A 19465-nucleotide genomic window follows, 5' to 3' on the forward strand; every position below is an offset into this window, starting at 1 on the left:
CCGGGCAGCGAGCCGGTGATCAGGCTGCCGAGCAGGAACCAGTCGACGCTGCCGAGGATCCAGTGGCCGATGCCGGCCACCAGGGTCAGCGGCACGGCGTGGGCGATGTCGGAGCCGACGATGCGCAGCGCGGGCAGGCCGGGGTAGAGGAAGAACAGCGCAGTGACGCCCAGCGCCCCGGCACCGACCGACGAGATCGACACCAGCACGCCGAGCACGGCGCCGGTGAGGACGGTCAGCGCCGCGGTGCGTTTCGCGTTCGGTTCGCCGCCAAAACGTTTGATGGCGTAGCCCTGGATCTGTTTGCGGAAGATCAGTGCGACGGCGGTCAGCAGCAGTGCGAAGCCGAGCGCGACCTTGATCAGGCTGGCCGCACCTTCGATGCCGCCGGGGGCGAACTTGCCGACCAGAATCAGCGTCAGGGCTGCGGCGGGGAGGCTGCCGGAGGCGAGGCGACGGGTGATCGTCCAGTCCACGCTGCCTTTGAGGCCGTGCGCGAGCGTGCCGCCGGTCTTGGTGATGGCCGCGTAGAGCAGGTCCGTGCCGACGGCGACCGAGGGGTGGATGCCGAACAGCAGCACCAGCAACGGCGTCATCAGCGAGCCGCCGCCGACGCCGGTTAGACCGACGATGGCGCCGACTGCGAATCCGGCAGCGGTATACCCAAAATCCATTGAATCCAGCCCCTTCCTATGGTGCGCTGCATCGTAAGCGGTAAGCGTAAGTCAAGAAAGATTGTTTGCGTTAGACTTTAAGAAATTTTGGTTATAAGGAGGCCTCATGAACCTTCAGCAACTGCGCTACATCCAGGAGGTGGCACGCCGCGGACTGAACGTGTCGGAGGCGGCGGACGCCTTGTTCACGTCGCAGCCGGGCGTCTCGAAGCAAATCCGCCAGTTCGAGGCCGAGCTGGGCGTCGAGATCTTCGTGCGACACGGCAAGCGTCTCGTGGACGTCACGGAGCCGGGCAAGCAGGTGCTGGCGATCGCCGAACGCATGTTGCGCGACGCGGACAATCTGCGGCAGGTGGGGGCGGAGTTTACCAACGAGGTCGCCGGACGTCTGTCGATCGCGACGACGCACACGCAGGCCCGTTATGCGCTGCCGGCGATCATGCGTGACTTCATGCAGCGCTTTCCGCAGGTGAAGCTGGAGTTGCATCAGGGCAATCCGCGCCAGGTGTGCGACATGGTGCTGTCGGGCGAGGCGGATCTGGCGATCGCGACGGAGGCGATCTCGGAGTACGACGAGTTGGTGATGCTGCCCTGTTATCAATGGAACCGCTGCATCGTCGCCACGCCCCGTCATCCGATCCTGAAGGAGCATCCGCTGACGCTGGAGGCGATTTCGCGCTATCCGATCATCACTTACGACGATGCTTTCACGGGACGCAGTCTGATCAACAAGGCGTTCCTGGGGCGCGGGCTGCGTCCGAAGGTGGTGCTGACGGCGCTCGATTCGGATGTGATCAAGACTTATGTGGCGATGGATCTGGGGATCGGGATCGTTGCGCGGATGGCCTTCGATGCTGCGGCCGATCGGGGGTTGGGGATGGCGGATGCGTCGCATCTTTTCGAGTCGAGCACGACTCGGATCGGGTTGCGGCGCAATGCTTATCTGCGCGGGTATGTGTATGCCTTCATCGAGCTCTTTGCGCCGCATCTGACGCGGCGGATGGTGGATATTGCGCTGGCGGGGGGCGGTGAGGATTACGGGATGTAGGTGTTCCCGGGGGGCTTTGCCGTGCTGGGTTCTCGGCATTGTGGCTTCGTGATCAGCCCAGCGATCACCGTTCGGCCTGAGCTTGGTGAAGCTCTGCCAACGCCCTGCGACGGGCGTAGCACATACGGCTTTATTCAGTTGCCGGTTAATAGCTGCCGAATAGGCGGTCGAGCGTCGTCGAGTTCGGGCTGGTGAGGGCCAGCATCAGTGCGACGCGCGCTTGCGAGGCGGGGAGTCCGCCGGCCGCGTGGGTGCCCCAGTCCGAGTCCTGGGCCTTGGGGCCGACTCCGCCGGCACCGGCACGCGAGGCGCGGATGACCGGGATCCCGGCGGCGGTCGTGCGCCGGACGGCGTCTTCCCACGTGGCCGGCATGCTGCCGTTGCCGGCCAGCGTCAGCACGATGCCTCTTGCACCGGCGCTGGTCACGATGTCGAGCAGATCGGGCGAAGTGCCGGCGCCGACGTAGAGGATGTCGACGCGGGGCAGCGGAGCCGCTTCGGGGGGGATCGCAAAGCGTGCGGCTTTGCCGCTCGGTACCGGGGCGAAGTAGCGCACCGGATGGCTGCGGCCGATCGGGCCGGTGGTGTCGTTGACGAAGGCCGCGAGGCGTTGGATGTGAGACTTGCACAGGCCGAGCGCGGCGTGGATTTCTCCGGCGAAGCTCACGAGCACTCCGCGTCCGACGCTTTCGCCGTGAGCCGCGACGCTGACCGCTTCGTACAGGTTCATCGGGCCGTCGGCGGACAGCGCGGTGGCGGGGCGCATCGCCGCGGTGAGCACGACCGGCTTGGTCGTTACGACGGTCAGTGCGAGGAAGGCGGCGGTTTCTTCGAGCGTGTCGGTGCCGTGGGTGATGACGATGCCGTCGATCCCGTCGTCCTGAGCGAGCGCTTGCACGCGTTGCGCGAGGGCGAGCCAGTGGCCCGGCCCCATGTCCTTGCTGTCGAGGTTGAAGAGTTGTTCGGCACGGATGTTCGCGAGCTCGCGCAGTTGCGGGACGGCCGCGAGGAGCGTGTCGGCGCCGAGCGTGCCGGCGGTATAGCCCACGACGTCGGTCGCGGAAGCGGCGGCGCCGGCGATCGTGCCGCCGGTGGCGATCAGGGCGAGGTTCGGCAGGGCGGTACGGGGCATAGGCGGCGTCTCGAAGGGAGGGTCAGGTGCCGTTGTAGGCGACGGCGCGGCGGGCGCGTTCCTGTTCGAGCAGGCGCGCCGAGACCTCGCCCGAGACGCCGACGGTGTCGAAGACCGAGCCGGCGAGTTGCAGGCCGGATTCGAGCGTTTCGGGGATCACGATACTGGCGCCGGCGTTGCGTAGCGACTTGGCGTGGACCTCGTCGCGTGCGCGGGCAGCGATGCGGATGCTCGGCGAGGTCGCGCGGACGCCACGCACGGCGTGCACGGCGGCGATGCTGCGGTCCATCGTCACTACGACGGCGACGGCGCGTTCGAGATGCAAGCGGCGCAGCAGTTCGGGGCGGCTCGCGTCGCCGAAATACACCGGGGCCTTGCGTGCGCGCAGGCGGGCAACGAGCTTGGCATCGGCTTCGACGGCGATGTGCGGGATGCCTTGCTTGGTAAGCAGCTCGCCGATCAGCTGTCCGACGCGGCCGTAGCCCGCGATGATCACGTGGCCGCTCAGGCCCGAGAGGACAGGCTCCTCGGCCGCAGGCTGGTGGACGAGGCGTGCATCGATCGCGTCGCCGAGCTTGCGGCCGAGCAGCGTCAAGGGCGGCGTGATCAGCATCGACAATCCGACGACGAGCAGCATGAAGTGGCCGACCTTGGGGTCGATGAGGCCGACCGCGAGGCCCATGCCGATGATGATGAAGGCGAACTCGCCGCCCTGTCCGAGCATGATGCCGCCTTCGACGGCGCGGCCCCAGGACAGGCCGAAGACGCGGAACAGGATCGTGACGATGACGCTCTTGATCGCCAGCACGCCGATTACCGACAGCGGCAGCAGCAGCGGTTTCGCGAGGATCGCGCTGACGTCGATGCCCATGCCGACCGACATGAAGAAGAGGCCCATCAGCAGGCCTTTGAAGGGCTCGATCGTGACTTCGACTTCGTGGCGGAATTCAGTCTCGGCGATCAACAGGCCCGCGAGCAGCGCGCCGAGCTCCATCGACAGGCCCGCGGCGCGCGTGAGCACCGCGACGCCGAGCGTCGTGAGCAGCGTGAGCGCCATGAAGGATTCGGACTGGCGGTTGACGGCGATCTGGTGGAAGAGCGGGCGCACGACGCGCTGGCCGACGAAGTAGATCAGCGCGACGGTGACGAGGCCCTTCAGCGCGGCGATCCCGATCAGGTTGAGGAAGCTGTCGTTGCCGTCTTGCGAAAGGATGGTAACGAGCACGAGCAGCGGCACGACGGCGAGATCCTGGAAGAGCAGCACCGAGAAGGTCGCCTGCCCGAGCGGCGAGCCGAGCTCGCGTCGCTGCGTGAGGAGCTGCATCACGACGGCCGTCGACGAGAAGCCGAGCACGAGCCCGAGCACCACCGAGGATTCGAGGCTGTTGCCGAAGGCGTAGGCGATCCCGCCGATCGCGAGTCCCGACAGGCCGACTTGCAGGCTGCCGGCGCCGAAGACGAGACGACGCATCGCCCACAGGCGGTCGACCGACATCTCGAGGCCGATCATGAACATCAGGAACACGACGCCGAACTCGGCGAAGATCGCGACGTCTTCCTGGCGCGAGAAGGTCAGGTAGCGCAGCCAGGACGAGGTGGCGGTGAAGTGGCCGAGGCCAAACGGGCCGACGATCATGCCCACCGCGAGGAAGCCGAGCACCGGGTTGATGCTGCGCCGCTGCAGCAGCGGAATCAGCACGCCCGCGAGGGTCAGGAAGAGCAGGACTTCGTACAGGTAGGCGGGCGCCCGGATCGCTTCCATCAGGTGGATCTTGTCATATTTCGGTGGAGGGGCAACTAGTCTACCGGATTGGCAATGTCATGCGCGACGTCATTCGCGCGGTCGTTCGACGAGGACGGCTCTTCCCTTTCCTGTTGCTGCAGTGCCCACATGCGGGCGTAGTCGCCGTCGCGCACAAGGAGGTCGACGTGGGTGCCGCGTTCGACGATGCGGCCCTGGTCGAGCACGATGATCTCGTCCGCGTTCATCACGGTCGATAGCCGGTGCGCGATGACGAGCGCGGTACGGCCTTCGGCGGCCTGTTCGAGCTGGGCCTGGATCGCCTTCTCGGTCTTCGAGTCGAGCGCCGAGGTCGCCTCGTCGAAGATCAGGATCGCAGGGTTCTTCAAGAGCGCGCGCGCGATCGCGACGCGCTGCTTTTCTCCGCCGGAGAGCTTCAGGCCGCGTTCGCCGACGCGCGTCTCGTAGCCGGCCGGAAGGCGTGCGATGAAATCGGTGAGCTGGGCGGCGCGGGCGGCGGCCTCGACTTCGGCGCGGCCCGCTTCGGGGCGGCCGTACTGGATGTTGTAGTAGAGCGTGTCGTTGAAGAGCACGGTGTCCTGCGGGACGATCGCGATCGCGCGGCGCAGGCTCGTCTGGGTGAGGGCGCGCAGGTCGTGGCCGTTCACGCGGATCGCGCCGCCTTGCACGTCGTAGAAGCGGTACAAGAGGCGCGCGAGGGTGGATTTGCCCGAGCCGGAATGGCCGACCACCGCGACGGTGCTGCCCGCGGGGATCTCGAAATCGACGTCGTGCAGGATCTGCCGGTTCGGGTCGTAGGCGAAGCTCACATGCTCGAAGCTGACGCTGGCGGGGCCGCGTGGGAGTTCCTGTGCGTCGGGCGCGTCGGCGACTTCGCGGTGCTGGTGCATCAGGCCGAACATGCGTTCGATGTCGGTCAGCGCCTGGCGCAGCTCACGGTAGAGCACGCCGAGGAAGTTGAGCGGGATGTAGAGCTGGATCAGGAAGGCGTTGACGAGCACGATGTCGCCGATCGTCATCGTGCCGGCGGCGACGCGGCTCGCGGCCTGCCACATCATCGTGGTGACGCCGACGGCGATGATCGCAGCCTGGCCGATATTGAGCGCGGAGAGCGAGATCTGGTTCTTGACCTGGGCGTTGGTCCACTTCTGCATCTGCTCGTCGTAGCGCCGCGCCTCGTAGTCCTCGTTGTTGAAGTACTTGACGGTCTCGAAGTTGAGCAGGCTGTCGATCGCACGCGCGTTGGCGGCGGAGTCGAGCTCGTTGGCGTGCCGGCGCAGCGTGGTGCGCCAGTTGGTGATGCGGACCGTGAAGAAAATGTAGAGTGTGAGCGTTCCGAGGGTGATCAGCGCGAACACCGCGTCGTACTGCACGAGCAGGATGCCGATGACGAGGCTGATCTCGATCAGCGTCGGCAGGATCGAGTACAGCGTGTAGCTGATCAGCGAGCCGATCGAGCGCGTGCCGCGTTCGATGTCGCGCGTCAGGCCCCCGGTCTGGCGATCGAGGTGGAAGCGCAGCGATAGCGCGTGCAGGTGGCGGAAGACCTGCAGCGCGATCTCGCGCACCGCCTGCTGGGTGACGCGGGCGAAGATGATCTCGCGCAGCTCGGTGAACATCGAGGTCGAGAAGCGCAGCACGCCGTAGGCGAGCAGCAGTGCCGCCGGGACGACGATCAGCGCCTGCTGGCCGGTCAGCGAGAGGCTGTCGACGAGCTTCTTGAAGATGATCGGCACCGTGACGTTCGCGCCCTTTGCGGCGATCAGGCAGGACAGCGCGAATACGACCCGGACCTTGTAGGCCCAGATGTAGGGGATCAGGCTCTTGAGGGTCTGCCAGTCGTGGCGTTCGGTCGGTTCCGGGCCGGGCAGGGCGGTGGCGGGTGCGCGTCTCATGTTTCAATTCTAACCGTTGCCGCCGCAGCCCGCGGCAACCCGGTACCATCTCGCCTTGCCTTCGCGCGATGCGCGGAGGCGGATCCGAAACACAAGGTCATGGAATGATGGAAAGCCAGTCTCTGGGTGTAATTCTCTGGTTGCTCGCGGCGCTCGGTGGCGTCGCGGTCGGTGCGCTGATCGTCGTCTTCGTGCTGCGCGGGCGGCGTGCGGAAGACATTGCCGCCGCGATCGAGCAGGGGCGGGCGGAGGTCCGCATCGAGCTTGCCGCTGCGGTGGAACGGGCGCGTTCGCTGGAGCAGGAGCGGGGGCAGACGCAGGCGCAGTTCGAGGCGCTGCGCGCGCAGGCGGGCGACTGGCGCAACGCGCTCGATGTCGTGCGCGACGAACGGGCGCAGCTTGCCGAGCGGGCGTCGCGCGTGGCGCCGCTGGAGCAGCAGCTGGCCGAAGCGCTCGCACGCATCGCGACGCTGCAGCGCGAAGGCGCGGATCTGCGCGAGAACCTCGGGCGCGTGAATTCGCAGCTCGCGGCGGAATTGAAGGCCGAGCGCGAGGTGCTGGCGGCGGTGCGCGGGGAACTCGGCGCGGAGAAGGGCGTGCGCGAGCAGGCCGAAGTGCTCGCGAACCGGCTCAATGCGGAGCTCGCCGAGATGACGACGCGGCTCGATGCCGAGCGTCGTCAGTCCGAGGAAAAGCTCGCGCTGCTGACGGCGGCGCGCGAATCGCTTTCCGATCAATTCAAGAGCCTCGCCAACGACATCCTCGAAGAGAAGGCGAAGCGCTTCACCGAGCAGAACCAGACGAACCTTGGCCAGCTGCTCGATCCGCTGCGCCAGCGGCTGCAGGAGTTCCAGGGCAAGGTCGAGCAGGTCTACGTCCAGGAGGGCAAGGACCGCAGCGCGCTCGCCGAGCAGGTGCGGCAGCTGATGGAGCTGAATCAGTCGCTGTCGGAGGACGCGAAGAACCTGACGCGTGCGCTGAAGGGATCGAGCAAGACGCAGGGCAACTGGGGCGAGTTGATCCTCGAACGCGTGCTGGAGGCCTCGGGCCTGAGAAAGGGCGAGGAGTACGACGTGCAGGAGAGCCATACGCGCGACGATGGCACGCGCGCGCAGCCGGACGTCGTGATCCATCTGCCGGAGGACCGCCATCTCGTCGTCGATGCGAAGGTGTCGCTGACCGCCTACGAGGAGTACGTGACCGCCGAGGACGAGGGCGAACGCGCGGCGTGGATCAAGCGGCATCTCGATTCGGTACGCGGCCACATCAAGGGGCTGTCGGACCGGAACTACCAGGCGCTCTACGAGCTGAAGTCGCTCGACTTCGTGCTGATGTTCGTGCCGGTCGAGCCCGCCTTCATGCTCGCGGTGACGCATGACCGCGAGCTCTTCATGGACGCGTGGCAGAAGAACGTGCTGCTCGTGAGTCCGTCGACGCTGCTCTTCGTCGTGCGCACGGTCGCGCACCTGTGGCGGCAGGAGGCGCAGAACCGCAACGCGCAGGACATTGCGCGGCGCGGGGCGGAGCTCTATGACAAGCTGGTCGGCTTTGTCGAGGACCTGGAGTCGCTGGGGGGCCGTCTCGAGCAGGCGCAGAAGGCGTATCACGCGGCGCACAACAAGCTCGCGAGTGGGCGCGGCAACGTGATCCGGCAGGCGGAGATGCTGAAGCAGCTCGGCGTGAAGCCGACGAAGGGGCTGCCGGCGGCGATGGTCGAGGCGGCGGCGGATGCCGAGGCGCTGGCCGACCGCGGCACCGCCGCAGGCGGTCACACAGGCGAGGTCGTGCCGATCCGGTAGACGCGTGCTTCCCATGGCCGCAGCGTCAGCGACTTGGCCGGGCCGTGCGCGGCGACCTCCTGGTTCGCGAGCAGCAGTCCCGAGCGATCCAGTGTGAAGCTGGCATGCCGGTAGGTCGCAGGCGCGCCGCTGAGGTTGCAGATCACGGCGATGCGATCGTTTTCGCCGCCGCGGGTGTAAGCGTAGAGCTTCGTGCTGCGGCCCGCGAGCGTCTTGTAGCGGCCGTCGAGCAGCACCGGTTCGCGTCTTCGTAGGGCGATCAGTTCGCGATAGTAATTGAGCACGGAATGTCCGTCGTCCTGCTGGCGGGCGACGTTTAGGGCACGGAAATCCTGGTGCGCGGCGAGCCAGGGGCGGCCGCTCGTGAAGCTGCCGTTCGGGCCGTTGTCCCAAGGCATCGGTGTGCGCGAGGTGTCGCGGCCGGTGTGGCGCATTTCATCGAGGATGGCGTCGTCCGATAGGCCCTGTGCACGCATCTCGGCGATGCGATTGTGCGCGTAGGTGTCCTGGAACTCCTCGAGGCTCGCAAATTCGGCGTTCGCCAGACCCAGCTCCTGGCCCTGGTAGATGAAGGGCGTGCCTTCCATCAGGAGGTACATCGTCGCAAGCGCGGTGGCGCTCTGGACGCGATATTCGCCCGGATCGCCCCAGCGCGAGACGATACGCGGCAGGTCGTGGTTTTCGAGATACAGCGCATTCCAGCCGCGCCCGTGAAGCGCGGTCTGCCAGCGGCCGAGGATGCGCTTCAAGGCACGGACGTCGAGCGGTGCGCGCGGGGCGTTGGACCAGAGGTGCCAGTGCTCGAACTGCAGCACCATCGACAGACGTCCGCGCTTCGTTCCGACCCAGACTTCCGCGCCGTCGGGGCCAATGCCGTTCGCTTCGCCGACGGTCATCACGTCGCGATCGGCGAGTGCCGTGCGCCACAGTTCGTCGATATAGTCGAGGATGCCCGGGACGTTCATATGGAAGGGATAGGCCGGCACCTGCGCGAGGCCCTGCGGATTCGGCATGTCTGGCAGGCCCGCCTGCTTCTTCAGGTGTGTGATCGCGTCGATGCGAAAGCCGTCGACGCCCTTGTCCAGCCACCAGCGCATCATGGCGGCGACGGCCTCGCGCAACTGCGGGTTCTCCCAGTTGAGATCCGGCTGGCGGCGGGTGAAGAGGTGGAGGTAGTACTGGGCGGTCGACGCGTCGTACTCCCAGGCGGGGCCGCGGAAGATGCTTTCCCAGTTGTTCGGCGGACCTCCGTCGCGATCGTCGCGCCAGAAGTACCAGTCGCGCTTGGGGTTGTCGCGCGAGGACCGCGATTCGACGAACCACGGATGCTCGTCGCTGGTGTGGTTGATGACGAGGTCGAGGATCACGCGCATGCCGCGGCTGTGCGCTTCGGCGAGCAGCCGGTCGAAGTCGGCCATCGTGCCGAACTCGGCCATGATCGCGCAGTAGTCCGAAATGTCGTAGCCGCCGTCGTCGTTGGGCGAGCGGAAGATCGGGCACAGCCACAGCACGTCGATGCCGAGCCATTGCAGGTAGTCGAGCCGGGCGAGGATGCCCGGCAGGTCGCCGATGCCGTCGCCGTCGCTGTCCATGAAGCTGCGCGGATAGATCTGGTAGACGACCGCTTGCTGCCACCATCTGGTCTGCATTTGGGAGCCTCCCGAGCATGCATCGCACATTGGCAGTCTGCCGCAGTTATGCAATCGATTGTGTGCAAAAAGGCAGGGACGCAGCGCATGTTGCGGACTAAAGTGAGCTGCGACGCGGCTCCTGCCGAACGTGGCGGCGGGCTGCACATCGGAGTGTCGGCGGTAACGAACGGAGGCCGGATCATGGATGCGACGAGCCCGAAACTGCGCGGCGTGAACCTCGGAAGCTGGCTGCTGCTGGAAAAATGGATGGTGCCGAGCCTCTTCGAGGGGCTGGAGGCGACCGACGAGACGACCTTCTGCGCCGAGCTCGGCCCGGCGGCGGCCGGCCGGCTGCGGGCACATTGGGACAGTTGGATCACGCGCGAGGATTTCGCGTGGATCGCGGCGCGCGGTCTGAACGCGGTGCGCATCCCGTACGGGCACTGGATCTTCGGGCCGGACTATCCCTACCACCGGAGCTACGGCGGCAATCCGCATCCCTTCGTCGAAGGCGGCATCGACGTGCTCGACCGGGCGATGGACTGGGCGGCGGAGTTCGGCATCCGCGTGATGTTGGACCTGCATGCGGCGCCCGGTTGCCAGAACGGCTTCGATAACGGCGGCATCATGGGGGTGTGCGAGTGGCACACGCGGCCCGAGTACCTCGAACATGCGCTGTCGGTGCTCGAACGCATCGCCGAGCGCTACCGGGCGCATCCCGCGTTGTATGCGATCCAATGCCTCAACGAGCCGCGCTGGGATGTGCCGACCGATTACCTGAAGGATTTCTACCTCGCCGCCTACGAGCGCATCCGTAAGCACTGTGCTGCCGAGCGCACGGCGGTCGTCTTCCACGACGGCTTCCGCTCCTTCCGCGAATACGCCGGCTTCATGCAGGCACCCGAATACCGCAACGTGATCTTCGACCTGCACCGCTACCAGTGCTTCGACCGCAAGGACATCGACTCGGACATCTTCGCCCACATGGGCAAGGCGGGCGGCGAGTGGCGCGACGAGGCCGATGCGATCAACGCGGAGCTGGGTCTGCCGGCGGTGTGCGGCGAATGGAGCCTCGGGCTGGATCTGGAGGTCGTGTCGCTGTGGGCCGAGGGGCCGTTCAACCACGCGTTGGAGCACATGGACGAGTTCCAGCAGGACGTCGCCAACCGGGGCTACGCGGCCTCGCAGCTGCTCGCATTCGAGAAGTACCTCGGCTGGTTCTTCTGGAGCTACAAGACCGAGACGACGCCGGCGTGGTGTTTCCGCGACTGTGTCGAGCGGGGCTGGTTACCGTCCGATTTCCGCTGAGGAGGCTGTATCGGCGGGCTGGTCGTTGTGCTCGCCCGCCGAGCTCTTCCCGATGCGCGATCCGAGGCGGTGCAGCTCCAGCCGCCGGTCGAAGAAGTGCGTGAGGCCGCTGTGCCGGCTCGCGGACAGCAGCGTCGTGTTGGGGAGCTCGTGGTGCAGCATCTCCATGACGCCGGTGTCGTCCTTCGTGTCGAAGGCGCCGGCCATATCCTCCAGGAAGGCCCAGGCCGGCTGCTGCAGGAAGAGCCGCGCGGTGCCGAGCCTTTGCTGGGCGCGCAGCGGGAGCACGTGGTTCCAGTCGTCGGCCTCGTCCAGTCGCGGCGCGAGCCAGTCGATGCCGGCGCATTCGAGCGCGCGGTGCAGTTCGGCGTCGGCGTAGCGCGCCGCGGGCTGCGGGTAGCACAACACGTCGCGCAGCTTGCCGGTCGGCAGGAAGGGATGCTGCGGCACGAACATCATCTCCTGCCCCTCGGGTAGCCGGATCTCGCCGCTGCCCCAGGGCCACAGACCCGCGACTGCCTTGAAGAGCGCAAGCTTGACCTGCGCGTCGCCGGCGACGAGGACCCGCTCGCCGCGCCGCACGTGCAGATCGAGCCCCCTGATGAGGGGCTCGCCGGTGGGCGTGTCGAGGGCGAGCTCGTGCAGCTCGAGCTCGGCGCGCGTCGAATGCATGATCCGGATGCGCGCGGGCTCGCTGTGCTGGTCGATGTCGTCGAGGCGCAGCATGTCGTCGTGCAGGCTCACGATGCGGCCCGCCGAAGTGCGCCAGGTCGCGATTTCGCCGAGCTTGTCGATCGGCCACGACAGCGCCGAAGCAAGCCGCTCGAAGGCTTGCGCGGCCTGCATCAGCAACCCCAGCGTCATCGCGCCGGCGATGAACTTGGGCGCCGCGACGAGGATCGGAAAGATCGGCATCAGGTTGCCGTAGGCGGTCGAGAACGAGACGATGCCGAGGTACGCGAGCGTCTGACGATCCCAGCCCTGCGCGATATCGCCGAAGAGCCGCGTGGCGATGCGCCGTTCCATGCCTTCACCGTGCGTCAGCGCGATCGCTTCGGAGTTCTCGCGCGCCCGTGCAAGGCTGAAGCGCAGGTTGGCCTCGTAGCTTTGCAGCCGGTTCGTCGTGCGCACCAGCGGGCGGCCGAGGAGATAGCCGAGCAGTGCGCCGGCGCCTGCGTAGGCGAAAGCGAGCACGACCATGTAGCCGGGGACTTCGAGCGTGCTGCCCGGCAGCGGTGTGCTGCCTGAGAGGTCGGCGAGGATCGCGATGAACATCCAGCCCACGAGCAGCGAATAGGTCAGCGAGTGGGCGAGGCTGATCGTCGATTCGATGGCGATGCGGATGTCCTCGGCGATACGCTGGTCGGGGTTGTCGTGCTCGCCCTGCAGGAATTGCAGCCGGTAGTGGCGGGAGCGGGTCATCCACTGCTCGACGAGCTGTGCGGTGACCCAGCGGCGCCAGTCGAGCTGCAGCCAGCGCTTGGCCTTCATGTGCAGCGCGGTCACGGCCATCGTCAGGACCAAGATCACCGAGAAGACGAGAATCTCGCGCGTCAGGTCGTCGAGCGAGCGCGCCTCGAGTGCATCGAAGAACCCGCGGTTCCAGTAGCTGGTCCAGATCACCAGCGCGACCTGGCCGATCGTCAGCAGCAGGAGCATCAGCGTGACAAACGCAATCGTCCAGCGGCGCTCGGATTTCCAGTACGGCAGCGTGAGGGCGGCGAAGCGGCGCACCGCGTGCGTCGGACGTACGGGACGGGGCGGGCGGGGCAGATCGGAGGGACGCATCAGTGTGCCGACCCGCTGGGAGACGGACAGCGGCGCCGCGACGCTGCCGGAGGGCGGCAGGCGTCGGCGGCATCGGCGTGGCCGAAGATCTGCGGCAAGTGCGCGCGAGCGCTACCGATCGCTGCGACGTTCATCGTGTCGCCCTTGTCAGGTGAAGCGTATTGTTATGGTGCCTAGACTAACTCACTGGACGGCCCCGCGACCGTGACTAAAGTACCGGTAGGGAGAACGGCGTGCAGACGGCGGCTCCCCAGTGCGGGTAAGAGAATTTTGCGCTTCAGTCCGCTCCACAGCCGAGGGAAAAATGCCGCTCAAGGTCATGTCCTTCAACATCCGCTGTGCGTCGGCGCCCGATGGCGTGCATTGCTGGGCGAATCGCCGCAAGCTCGTCATTGAGCGCATCCGCGCCTTCGATCCGGATCTGCTGGGTCTGCAGGAATGCCGCGACGACGAACAGGCGGCCTTCGTGCGCGCGGCACTGCCCGACTATGAGTTCGTCGGTGTGCGCCGGGGCGGCGACGGCGATTCGGCGGTCGAGATGGCGCCTCTGATGTACCGGCGCGGCCGCTTCGACGAACTGCAGCGCGGCCATTTCTGGCTCGGCAGCGAGCCCGACAAACCCGGCTGCCAATCCTGGGGCGCGGCCTATCCGCGCACGGCGAGCTGGGTCAGGCTGCAGCTGCGTGCCGAGCACTCGCCGCCGCTCGTCTTCGTCAACACGCATTTCGACTACCAGGGCACGGCGCGCGAGGAGTCGGCACGGCTACTCCATCGCTGGCTGCGCGCCGCGACGCGCGACGCCGCTGCGGTCGTCACGGGCGATTTCAATATCGAGCGCGATTCGGAGGCTTTTCGCGAGCTCACGGCGGGCGGCCTGCTGCATGAAGCCTTGCAGGACTGCGCGGTCGACGGCGGCAGCTACCACGATTACGGGCGCGCGCAGACGCTGGAGGCGATCGACTGGGTCCTCGCCTCGCCGCAGCTGCAGACCGAGACGGCGATGGTCGACCGCTTCAGCCTGGACGGGCGCTATCCGTCCGATCACTTCCCCGTCACGGTGCGTCTGGCGTTCCACCCCGCAGCGGACCCCAGGCTGTCACGGACGGCGGCGCCTTCGGTCTGAGACCGAACGGCGGTCCTGCCCTCAGGAAAGTCCGAAATGCCGCCGGATACGCGCTTCGAGCAGGCGGCGTACCGCGTCCTCGTCCGATCCGGCAAGGCGTTCGAACACTTTCCGCGCGATCGGGCGGAAGGCGGCCATCACCCGCGGGTCGAAATGGCTGCCGGTGTCCTTTGCGAGGATGCTCATCACCGCGTCGAAGCGCATCGGCTCCTTGTAGGGACGCGCGGAGCACAGGGCATCGAAGACGTCCGCGACGGCGAAGATCCGCGCCCCGAGAGGAATCGCCTCCCCCGCGACGCCGCGTGGATAGCCCGAGCCGTCCCACTTCTCGTGGTGGCCGGAGACGATCGCATTCGCCTCGTCGAGCCAGGTGATGCCGGACACGATCTCCTCGCCATGCGTGACGTGCGTGTGCATGACCCTCGCCTCTTCCGCGTCGAGCCGGCCGGGCTTGAGCAGGATGGCGTCCGGAATGCTGATCTTGCCGACGTCGTGCAGAAAGCTGCCGACGATCAGCGACTGCATCGCCTTGCCGCGCAGCCCGAGCCGCTCGCCGATGCGTGCCGCAATCCACGCGACGCGAAAGTTGTGTGCACCGGTCTCCGCGTCGCGCTTGGCGACCGCACGTCCCAGCGCCTCCATCATCGAGATGTGGGATTCGAGGATTTCGCGTGCCTTTCGCTCGTTGTCGGCCGACAGGCGCACGACCACGGGGTAGATGGCCGCGCCGCACAGTAGCGACGCGAAGCCGACCATCAAGGCCGCGCTGAGCGCGTGGTCGAACATCTCGCGGCGTTGCCAGTTCGAGACCACGCGAACGCCCTCGAAATAGCCCGTCACCTCGTCCGCCGCAAGCGGCGTCGCGGCGCGCAGGGGCACGAAGACGCGCAGCACCCAGCGGCCGTCCTTCAGGCTCAGACTCTCGTGAAAGGCCTTGCGATACGTGGGATTCGGGTGCGAGGAAAGCTGTGCCTCGACCGTGCGCCCCTCCTCGGTCATCGCGTAGGCGAGGTTGCGGCCTTCGCGATCGTAGATCTCGGCGATGTCGAACAAGCCGCCCGCGAGGATCGCGGCAGCGTTGCGCGCCTGGGTCTGGGCATCCGGCCCGATCAGCGTGACCGCGCCGAGGTGATGCAAGAGGCGGCCGGACTCCTCCATCGCCAGCGAAACGGTGGCCTTCTCGGCATTCTCGTGCGCCACGAGCCACGCGATCGGGCTCGCCACGGCGGCGAGCAGCGCGCTGACCGAGGCAATGCGCAGGGCGGTGCGTCGCTTGAAGGGATTCATGTCGATTCCGCGCCATCGCGGAGGCATCGCGATGTTTGCTTTCATCATAGTGGCGCGCTTCCGGGGGGACAACCGGCGCCCTTTGGCAGGAGCCGGCTCGGATGTGCGGCCGCAGCATCAAAATTCCTTGACACTCCATCAATGAAACGTATGATTAAAACAAGTGTTTGATTTAGGTATTTCCCATGCGCGATACCGTCAGCCGTCACCCCGCCCCCGAAACCCGCGACCGCATCCTCGATGCGGCCGAGGCGCTGTTCGTCGAGCACGGCTTCGAGGCGACGTCGATGCGCATGATCACCGGGCTCGCGGAAGCGAACATCGCGGCGGTGAATTACCACTTCGGCACGAAGGACGCGCTGATCCAGGAAGTGTTCCGGCGCCGGCTGACGGACCTCAACCGTCAGCGCCTGGCTGCGCTCGACATTGCCGAGGCCGAGGCGGCCGGCGCGCCGCTGAAACCGAGCCGCATCGTGCACGCCTTCTTCGGCACCTCGTTGGAGATGGCGGCCGATACCGCGAACGGCGGCCACACTTTCATGCGTCTGCTCGGTCGAACCTACACCGAGCCCAACGGCTTCGTGCGCCAGTTTCTCGCCGAGGAATACGCCGAGGTCGTCGAGCGCTTCCTGGCGGCCTTGTACCGCGCGCTGCCGGACGTACCGAGGGAAGAAATCCTGTGGCGCTTCCATTTCATGATGGGGGCGATGTCCTACGCGATCGCGGGGACCGACGCGCTGCAGCTATTCGCCGGGAGTTTCGACGACGCGGACCCCGAGCGCCTGATGCCGCGGCTGATGTCCTTCCTGCTCGGTGGGCTGCGCGCGCCCCTGCCGGGGACGGAGAACGGCAACGACGACGGCGGGCTGGCCAGACGCAGACAGTAGGAAACGAACAGTCCGGCCAGGCGGACGACCGCGCATAGAACGCGGCGACGACAGCGGAGGCGGCCGGACCGGGATGACATCGAGGAGACGATAATGATCTGGTGGTTTATCGCTTTGCTCCCTCCCTTGGCATGCGCGCTCGCCTACGGGCGAGCGCCCTTTTTTGCCTGGGCAGGGATGGGGTTCGCGTGGCTTGCGGGATTCGGGTGGGCGGCGGGCTGGCCGAGCGCACTGACGGGCACCGTGCTCGTGCTCTTTGCGGCGCTCGCGGCGATCTTCCTGCTGCAGCCGCTGCGTCGCCGCTTCGTGACGCGGCCGATCTTCCGCGCCTTCCGCGCCGCGCTGCCCTCGATGTCGCAGACCGAACGCGACGCGCTCGAAGCCGGTACGGTGTGGTGGGAAGGCGAGCTCTTCGGCGGCCGCCCGGCATGGGCTAAGCTGCTGTCGTATCCGTGGCCCAAGCTCACGCCCGAGGAGCAGTCCTTCCTCGACAAGGAGACGAGCGAGCTCTGCCGACTGACCGACGACTGGAAGGCGACGCAGCGCCAGGACCTCTCGCCCGAAGCCTGGCGCTACATCAAGGAACAGGGCTTCCTGGGCATGATCATCCCGAAGGAGTATGGCGGCAAAGGCTTCTCGGCCTATGCGCATTCGCAGGTCGTCACGAAACTCTCGACGCGCTCGTCGGCGCCGGCGGTGACCGTGATGGTGCCGAACTCCCTGGGGCCGGCGGAGTTGCTGCTGCATTACGGCACGCCCGAGCAGAAGTCCCATTATCTGCCGCGGCTTGCAAAGGGGCTGGAGATCCCGGCCTTCGCGCTGACGAGCCCCTGGGCGGGGTCCGACGCTGCTTCGATCCCGGATTCGGGTGTCGTCTGCAAGGGCGAGTGGCAGGGGCGCGAGGTGCTCGGCATGCGCGTCTCCTTCGACAAGCGCTACATCACGTTGGCGCCGGTGTGCACGGTGTTCGGCCTGGCCTTCCGGCTGTACGACCCGGACGGCCTGCTCGGCGCGAATCCGGACCTCGGCATCACCTGCGCGCTCGTGCCGGCCGATCACCCGGGCGTCAATATCGGCCGCCGCCATTTCCCGCTCAACGCGGTGTGGATGAACGGTCCGATCCGTGGGCGCGACGTGTTCATGCCCCTCGACTTCATCATCGGCGGACCGCAGATGGCGGGCCAGGGCTGGCGGATGCTGATGGAGTGCCTCGCCGCTGGCCGTTCGATCTCGCTGCCGGGCTCGAACACCGGCATGCAGAAGATGACGGCCCGCGCGGTCGGCGCCTATGCCCGCGTGCGCTACCAGTTCAAGACCGCGATCGGCCGCTTCGAAGGCGTCGAGGAGGCGCTGACGCGGATCGGCGCGAACACTTATCTGAGCGATGCGGCGCGCGTGATGACGGCGGGCGCCGTCGACCTCGGCGAGAAGCCCTCGGTCGTGTCGGCGATCGTGAAGTATCACGTCACCGAGCGCGCCCGCCAGACGGTCAATGACGGCATGGACGTCGTCGGCGGCAAGGGCATCTGCCTCGGGCCGCAGAACATGCTCGGCCGCGCCTACCAGCAGATCCCGGTCGGCATCACGGTCGAGGGTGCGAACATCCTGACGCGTAGCCTGATCCTCTTCGGCCAGGGCGCGATCCGCTGTCATCCCTACGTGCTCGACGAGATGCACGCGGCGCAGCGGGGCGAGCTGGCGCTCTTCGACAAGGCTTTCTGGGGCCATATCGGCTACACCGTATCGAACGCGGTGCGGGCCTGCGTGATGGGGATCACCGGATCGCACTTCGTCACGGTGCCGGAGAATGTCGCGCCAGAAACTCGGCGCTATTACCAGCAACTGACGCGGTTTTCGGCGGCGTTCGCGTTCATCGCCGACATTTCGATGGGCACGATGGGCGGCGCGCTGAAGCGCAAGGAGAAGCTCTCGGCGCGCCTCGGCGACATCCTGTCGCTGATGTACCTCGCCTCCGCCGTGCTGCGCCGCTACGAGGCGGAAGGCCGGCAGGCGGCGGATGCGCCGCTGATGCACTGGGCGATCTGGGATTGCATGTTCCGCGCGCAGAACGCCTTCGAGGGCGTGATCGCGAACTTCCCGAACCAATTCCTGGCCACGCTGCTGCGCCGCGTCGTCGTGTTCCCGCTCGGCCGACCCTATGTCGTGCCCTCCGACGAGCTCGGCCACGAGGTCGCGAAGCTGTTGATCGAACCCTCGCCGACGCGCGACCGTCTCACCTCAGACGTGTATCTGCCGAAGGATCTGGAGGAGCCCGCTGGCTCGCTGGAGGCGGCGCTGCTTGCGACCGTCGAGGCCGAGCCGGTCGAGGCCAAGGTGCGGCGCGCGCAGAAGGAAGGGCGCTTCGAGCCGGGGCTGCTGGTCGGCGGCGGAGTCGATGCGATCTGGCAGCGCGCTTTCGACGCAGGTGTGATCAGCGCCGACGAGTTCGCGCTCCTGAAGCGCCGCGGCGAGCTGCGCGACAAGGTGATCCGTGTCGATGACTTCCCCTATGACTTCGGGCTGCGCGAGGTGCTCGCCGAAATCGAGCCTGCAACTGGCAAGGCGATGCCGGCGGCCGCTTAAAGAACACCAGCGCACATACCAGCGCGAGATACGACAGACCATGACTCGTTCGATCTACATCATCGACGGCGCGCGCACGCCCTTCCTGAAGGCGAGGAACGCGCCGGGACCGTTTGCCGCGGCCGACCTCGCGACTGCGGCTGGAGCGGCGCTGCTCGCGCGGCAACGCTTTGCGCCGGACGAGCTCGACGAGGTGATCCTCGGCTGTGCGAGCCCGTCGCCGGACGAGGTCAATATCGGCCGCGTCGTTGCGCTGCGCATGGGCTGCGGGCGCAAGGTGCCGGGCTGGACGGTGATGCGCAACTGCGCCTCCGGCATGCAGGCGCTCGACTCGGGCATCAACGCCATCCTCGCCGGACGCTCGAGCCTCGTGCTCGCGGGCGGCGTGGACGCGCTCTCGCGCGCGCCGCTGCTCTATAACGACAGGATGGTGAACTGGTTTGCCGACTTCGCCCAGAAAAGGAGCCCAGGCGAAAAAGCGGGCCACTTCCTGAAACTCCCCTTCGGCGCCTTGCTCGCGCCGGTCATCGGCATCATGAAGGGGCTCA

14 protein-coding genes are annotated in these 19465 nt (G+C 66.9%); 7 read left to right on the forward strand and 7 right to left on the reverse strand.

The window, feature by feature from the left end; genetic code table 11:
• Positions 1-674: sulfite exporter TauE/SafE family protein (locus VJ673_RS05950; RefSeq protein ID WP_324125133.1), on the reverse strand; the 674-nt coding region annotated here is incomplete at its 3' end.
• Between the two features lie 106 nt (positions 675-780).
• Here VJ673_RS05950 and cysB point away from each other — a divergent pair.
• Positions 781-1722 carry an HTH-type transcriptional regulator CysB gene (cysB, locus tag VJ673_RS05955; protein ID WP_324125134.1) on the forward strand — a complete coding sequence of 314 codons (942 nt, stop codon included), beginning with the start codon at positions 781-783 and terminating at the stop codon, positions 1720-1722.
• Positions 1723-1867: 145 nt separating this feature from the next.
• On the opposite strand, the gene VJ673_RS05960 is transcribed toward cysB, so the two are convergent.
• From VJ673_RS05960 to VJ673_RS05970, 3 genes are read right to left on the reverse strand one after another with little or no spacing between them, the layout of a single operon-like run.
• A complete protein-coding gene (locus VJ673_RS05960; protein WP_324125135.1) occupies positions 1868-2854 on the reverse strand; it encodes an asparaginase in 987 nt (328 codons plus the stop codon).
• 22 nt (positions 2855-2876) lie between these two features.
• Positions 2877-4616, reverse strand: coding sequence for a cation:proton antiporter domain-containing protein (locus VJ673_RS05965; protein ID WP_324125136.1), 1740 nt, complete (start codon positions 4614-4616; stop codon positions 2877-2879).
• Positions 4617-4651: 35 nt separating this feature from the next.
• Complete coding sequence (locus VJ673_RS05970) at positions 4652-6511, reverse strand: ABCB family ABC transporter ATP-binding protein/permease (protein WP_324125137.1); 1860 nt, start codon at positions 6509-6511, stop codon at positions 4652-4654.
• A 104-nt stretch (positions 6512-6615) separates the two neighbouring features.
• Here VJ673_RS05970 and VJ673_RS05975 point away from each other — a divergent pair, with 104 nt between their 5' ends.
• Positions 6616-8310 (forward strand): DNA recombination protein RmuC, encoded by a 1695-nt coding sequence (locus VJ673_RS05975; protein WP_324125138.1) that lies wholly within the window; start codon positions 6616-6618, stop codon positions 8308-8310.
• Here the strand turns inward: VJ673_RS05975 and VJ673_RS05980 are convergent.
• Entirely contained in the window at positions 8280-9959 is a 1680-nt protein-coding gene (locus VJ673_RS05980) for an alpha-glucosidase (RefSeq protein WP_324125139.1), read from the reverse strand. The two genes, VJ673_RS05975 and VJ673_RS05980, sit on opposite strands and share 31 nt — an antisense overlap.
• 183 nt (positions 9960-10142) lie before the next feature.
• On the opposite strand from VJ673_RS05980, the gene VJ673_RS05985 reads away from it, so the two are divergent.
• A complete protein-coding gene (locus VJ673_RS05985; protein ID WP_324125140.1) occupies positions 10143-11249 on the forward strand; it encodes a glycoside hydrolase family 5 protein in 1107 nt (368 codons plus the stop codon).
• Here VJ673_RS05985 and VJ673_RS05990 read toward each other — a convergent pair.
• Positions 11229-13037: an ABC transporter ATP-binding protein/permease gene (locus VJ673_RS05990; protein ID WP_324125141.1), complete on the reverse strand. Its 1809-nt coding sequence runs from the start codon at positions 13035-13037 to the stop codon at positions 11229-11231. The genes VJ673_RS05985 and VJ673_RS05990 overlap by 21 nt on opposite strands.
• Positions 13038-13341: 304 nt before the next feature.
• Here VJ673_RS05990 and VJ673_RS05995 point away from each other — a divergent pair, with 304 nt between their 5' ends.
• Positions 13342-14160, forward strand: a complete 819-nt coding sequence (locus tag VJ673_RS05995; RefSeq protein WP_324125142.1) for an endonuclease/exonuclease/phosphatase family protein — start codon at positions 13342-13344, stop codon at positions 14158-14160.
• Between the two features lie 21 nt (positions 14161-14181).
• Here VJ673_RS05995 and VJ673_RS06000 read toward each other — a convergent pair whose 3' ends face one another.
• Complete coding sequence (locus VJ673_RS06000) at positions 14182-15447, reverse strand: HD-GYP domain-containing protein (protein WP_324125143.1); 1266 nt, start codon at positions 15445-15447, stop codon at positions 14182-14184.
• 185 nt (positions 15448-15632) lie between these two features.
• Between VJ673_RS06000 and VJ673_RS06005 the strand changes: the two genes are divergently transcribed.
• The 3 genes from VJ673_RS06005 to VJ673_RS06015 all read left to right on the forward strand — a co-directional run.
• Positions 15633-16334 (forward strand): TetR/AcrR family transcriptional regulator, encoded by a 702-nt coding sequence (locus tag VJ673_RS06005; RefSeq protein ID WP_324125144.1) that lies wholly within the window; start codon positions 15633-15635, stop codon positions 16332-16334.
• Positions 16335-16427: 93 nt separating this feature from the next.
• Positions 16428-18917: an acyl-CoA dehydrogenase gene (locus VJ673_RS06010; RefSeq protein ID WP_324125145.1), complete on the forward strand. Its 2490-nt coding sequence runs from the start codon at positions 16428-16430 to the stop codon at positions 18915-18917.
• 40 nt (positions 18918-18957) lie between these two features.
• The coding region (locus VJ673_RS06015; RefSeq protein WP_324125146.1) for a thiolase family protein at positions 18958-19465 on the forward strand (508 nt) is incomplete at its 3' end.

This window comes from Aromatoleum sp., assembly GCF_035254505.1.
Taxonomy (GTDB): Bacteria; Pseudomonadota; Gammaproteobacteria; order Burkholderiales; family Rhodocyclaceae; genus Aromatoleum.

Bases quoted from the DNA above. Each gene is read 5' to 3' on its own strand.
- VJ673_RS05995 (WP_324125142.1), top strand. From the start codon at position 13,342: ATGCCGCTCAAGGTCATGTCCTTCAACATCCGCTGTGCGTCGGCGCCC.
- VJ673_RS05970 (WP_324125137.1), bottom strand. From the start codon at position 6,511: ATGAGACGCGCACCCGCCACCGCCCTGCCCGGCCCGGAACCGACCGAA.
- VJ673_RS05980 (WP_324125139.1), bottom strand. From the start codon at position 9,959: ATGCAGACCAGATGGTGGCAGCAAGCGGTCGTCTACCAGATCTATCCG.
- VJ673_RS06000 (WP_324125143.1), bottom strand. From the start codon at position 15,447: ATGAATCCCTTCAAGCGACGCACCGCCCTGCGCATTGCCTCGGTCAGC.
- VJ673_RS05965 (WP_324125136.1), bottom strand. From the start codon at position 4,616: ATGGAAGCGATCCGGGCGCCCGCCTACCTGTACGAAGTCCTGCTCTTC.
- cysB (WP_324125134.1), top strand. From the start codon at position 781: ATGAACCTTCAGCAACTGCGCTACATCCAGGAGGTGGCACGCCGCGGA.
- VJ673_RS05960 (WP_324125135.1), bottom strand. From the start codon at position 2,854: ATGCCCCGTACCGCCCTGCCGAACCTCGCCCTGATCGCCACCGGCGGC.
- VJ673_RS06010 (WP_324125145.1), top strand. From the start codon at position 16,428: ATGATCTGGTGGTTTATCGCTTTGCTCCCTCCCTTGGCATGCGCGCTC.
- VJ673_RS06005 (WP_324125144.1), top strand. From the start codon at position 15,633: ATGCGCGATACCGTCAGCCGTCACCCCGCCCCCGAAACCCGCGACCGC.
- VJ673_RS05985 (WP_324125140.1), top strand. From the start codon at position 10,143: ATGGATGCGACGAGCCCGAAACTGCGCGGCGTGAACCTCGGAAGCTGG.
- VJ673_RS05990 (WP_324125141.1), bottom strand. From the start codon at position 13,037: ATGCGTCCCTCCGATCTGCCCCGCCCGCCCCGTCCCGTACGTCCGACG.
- VJ673_RS05975 (WP_324125138.1), top strand. From the start codon at position 6,616: ATGATGGAAAGCCAGTCTCTGGGTGTAATTCTCTGGTTGCTCGCGGCG.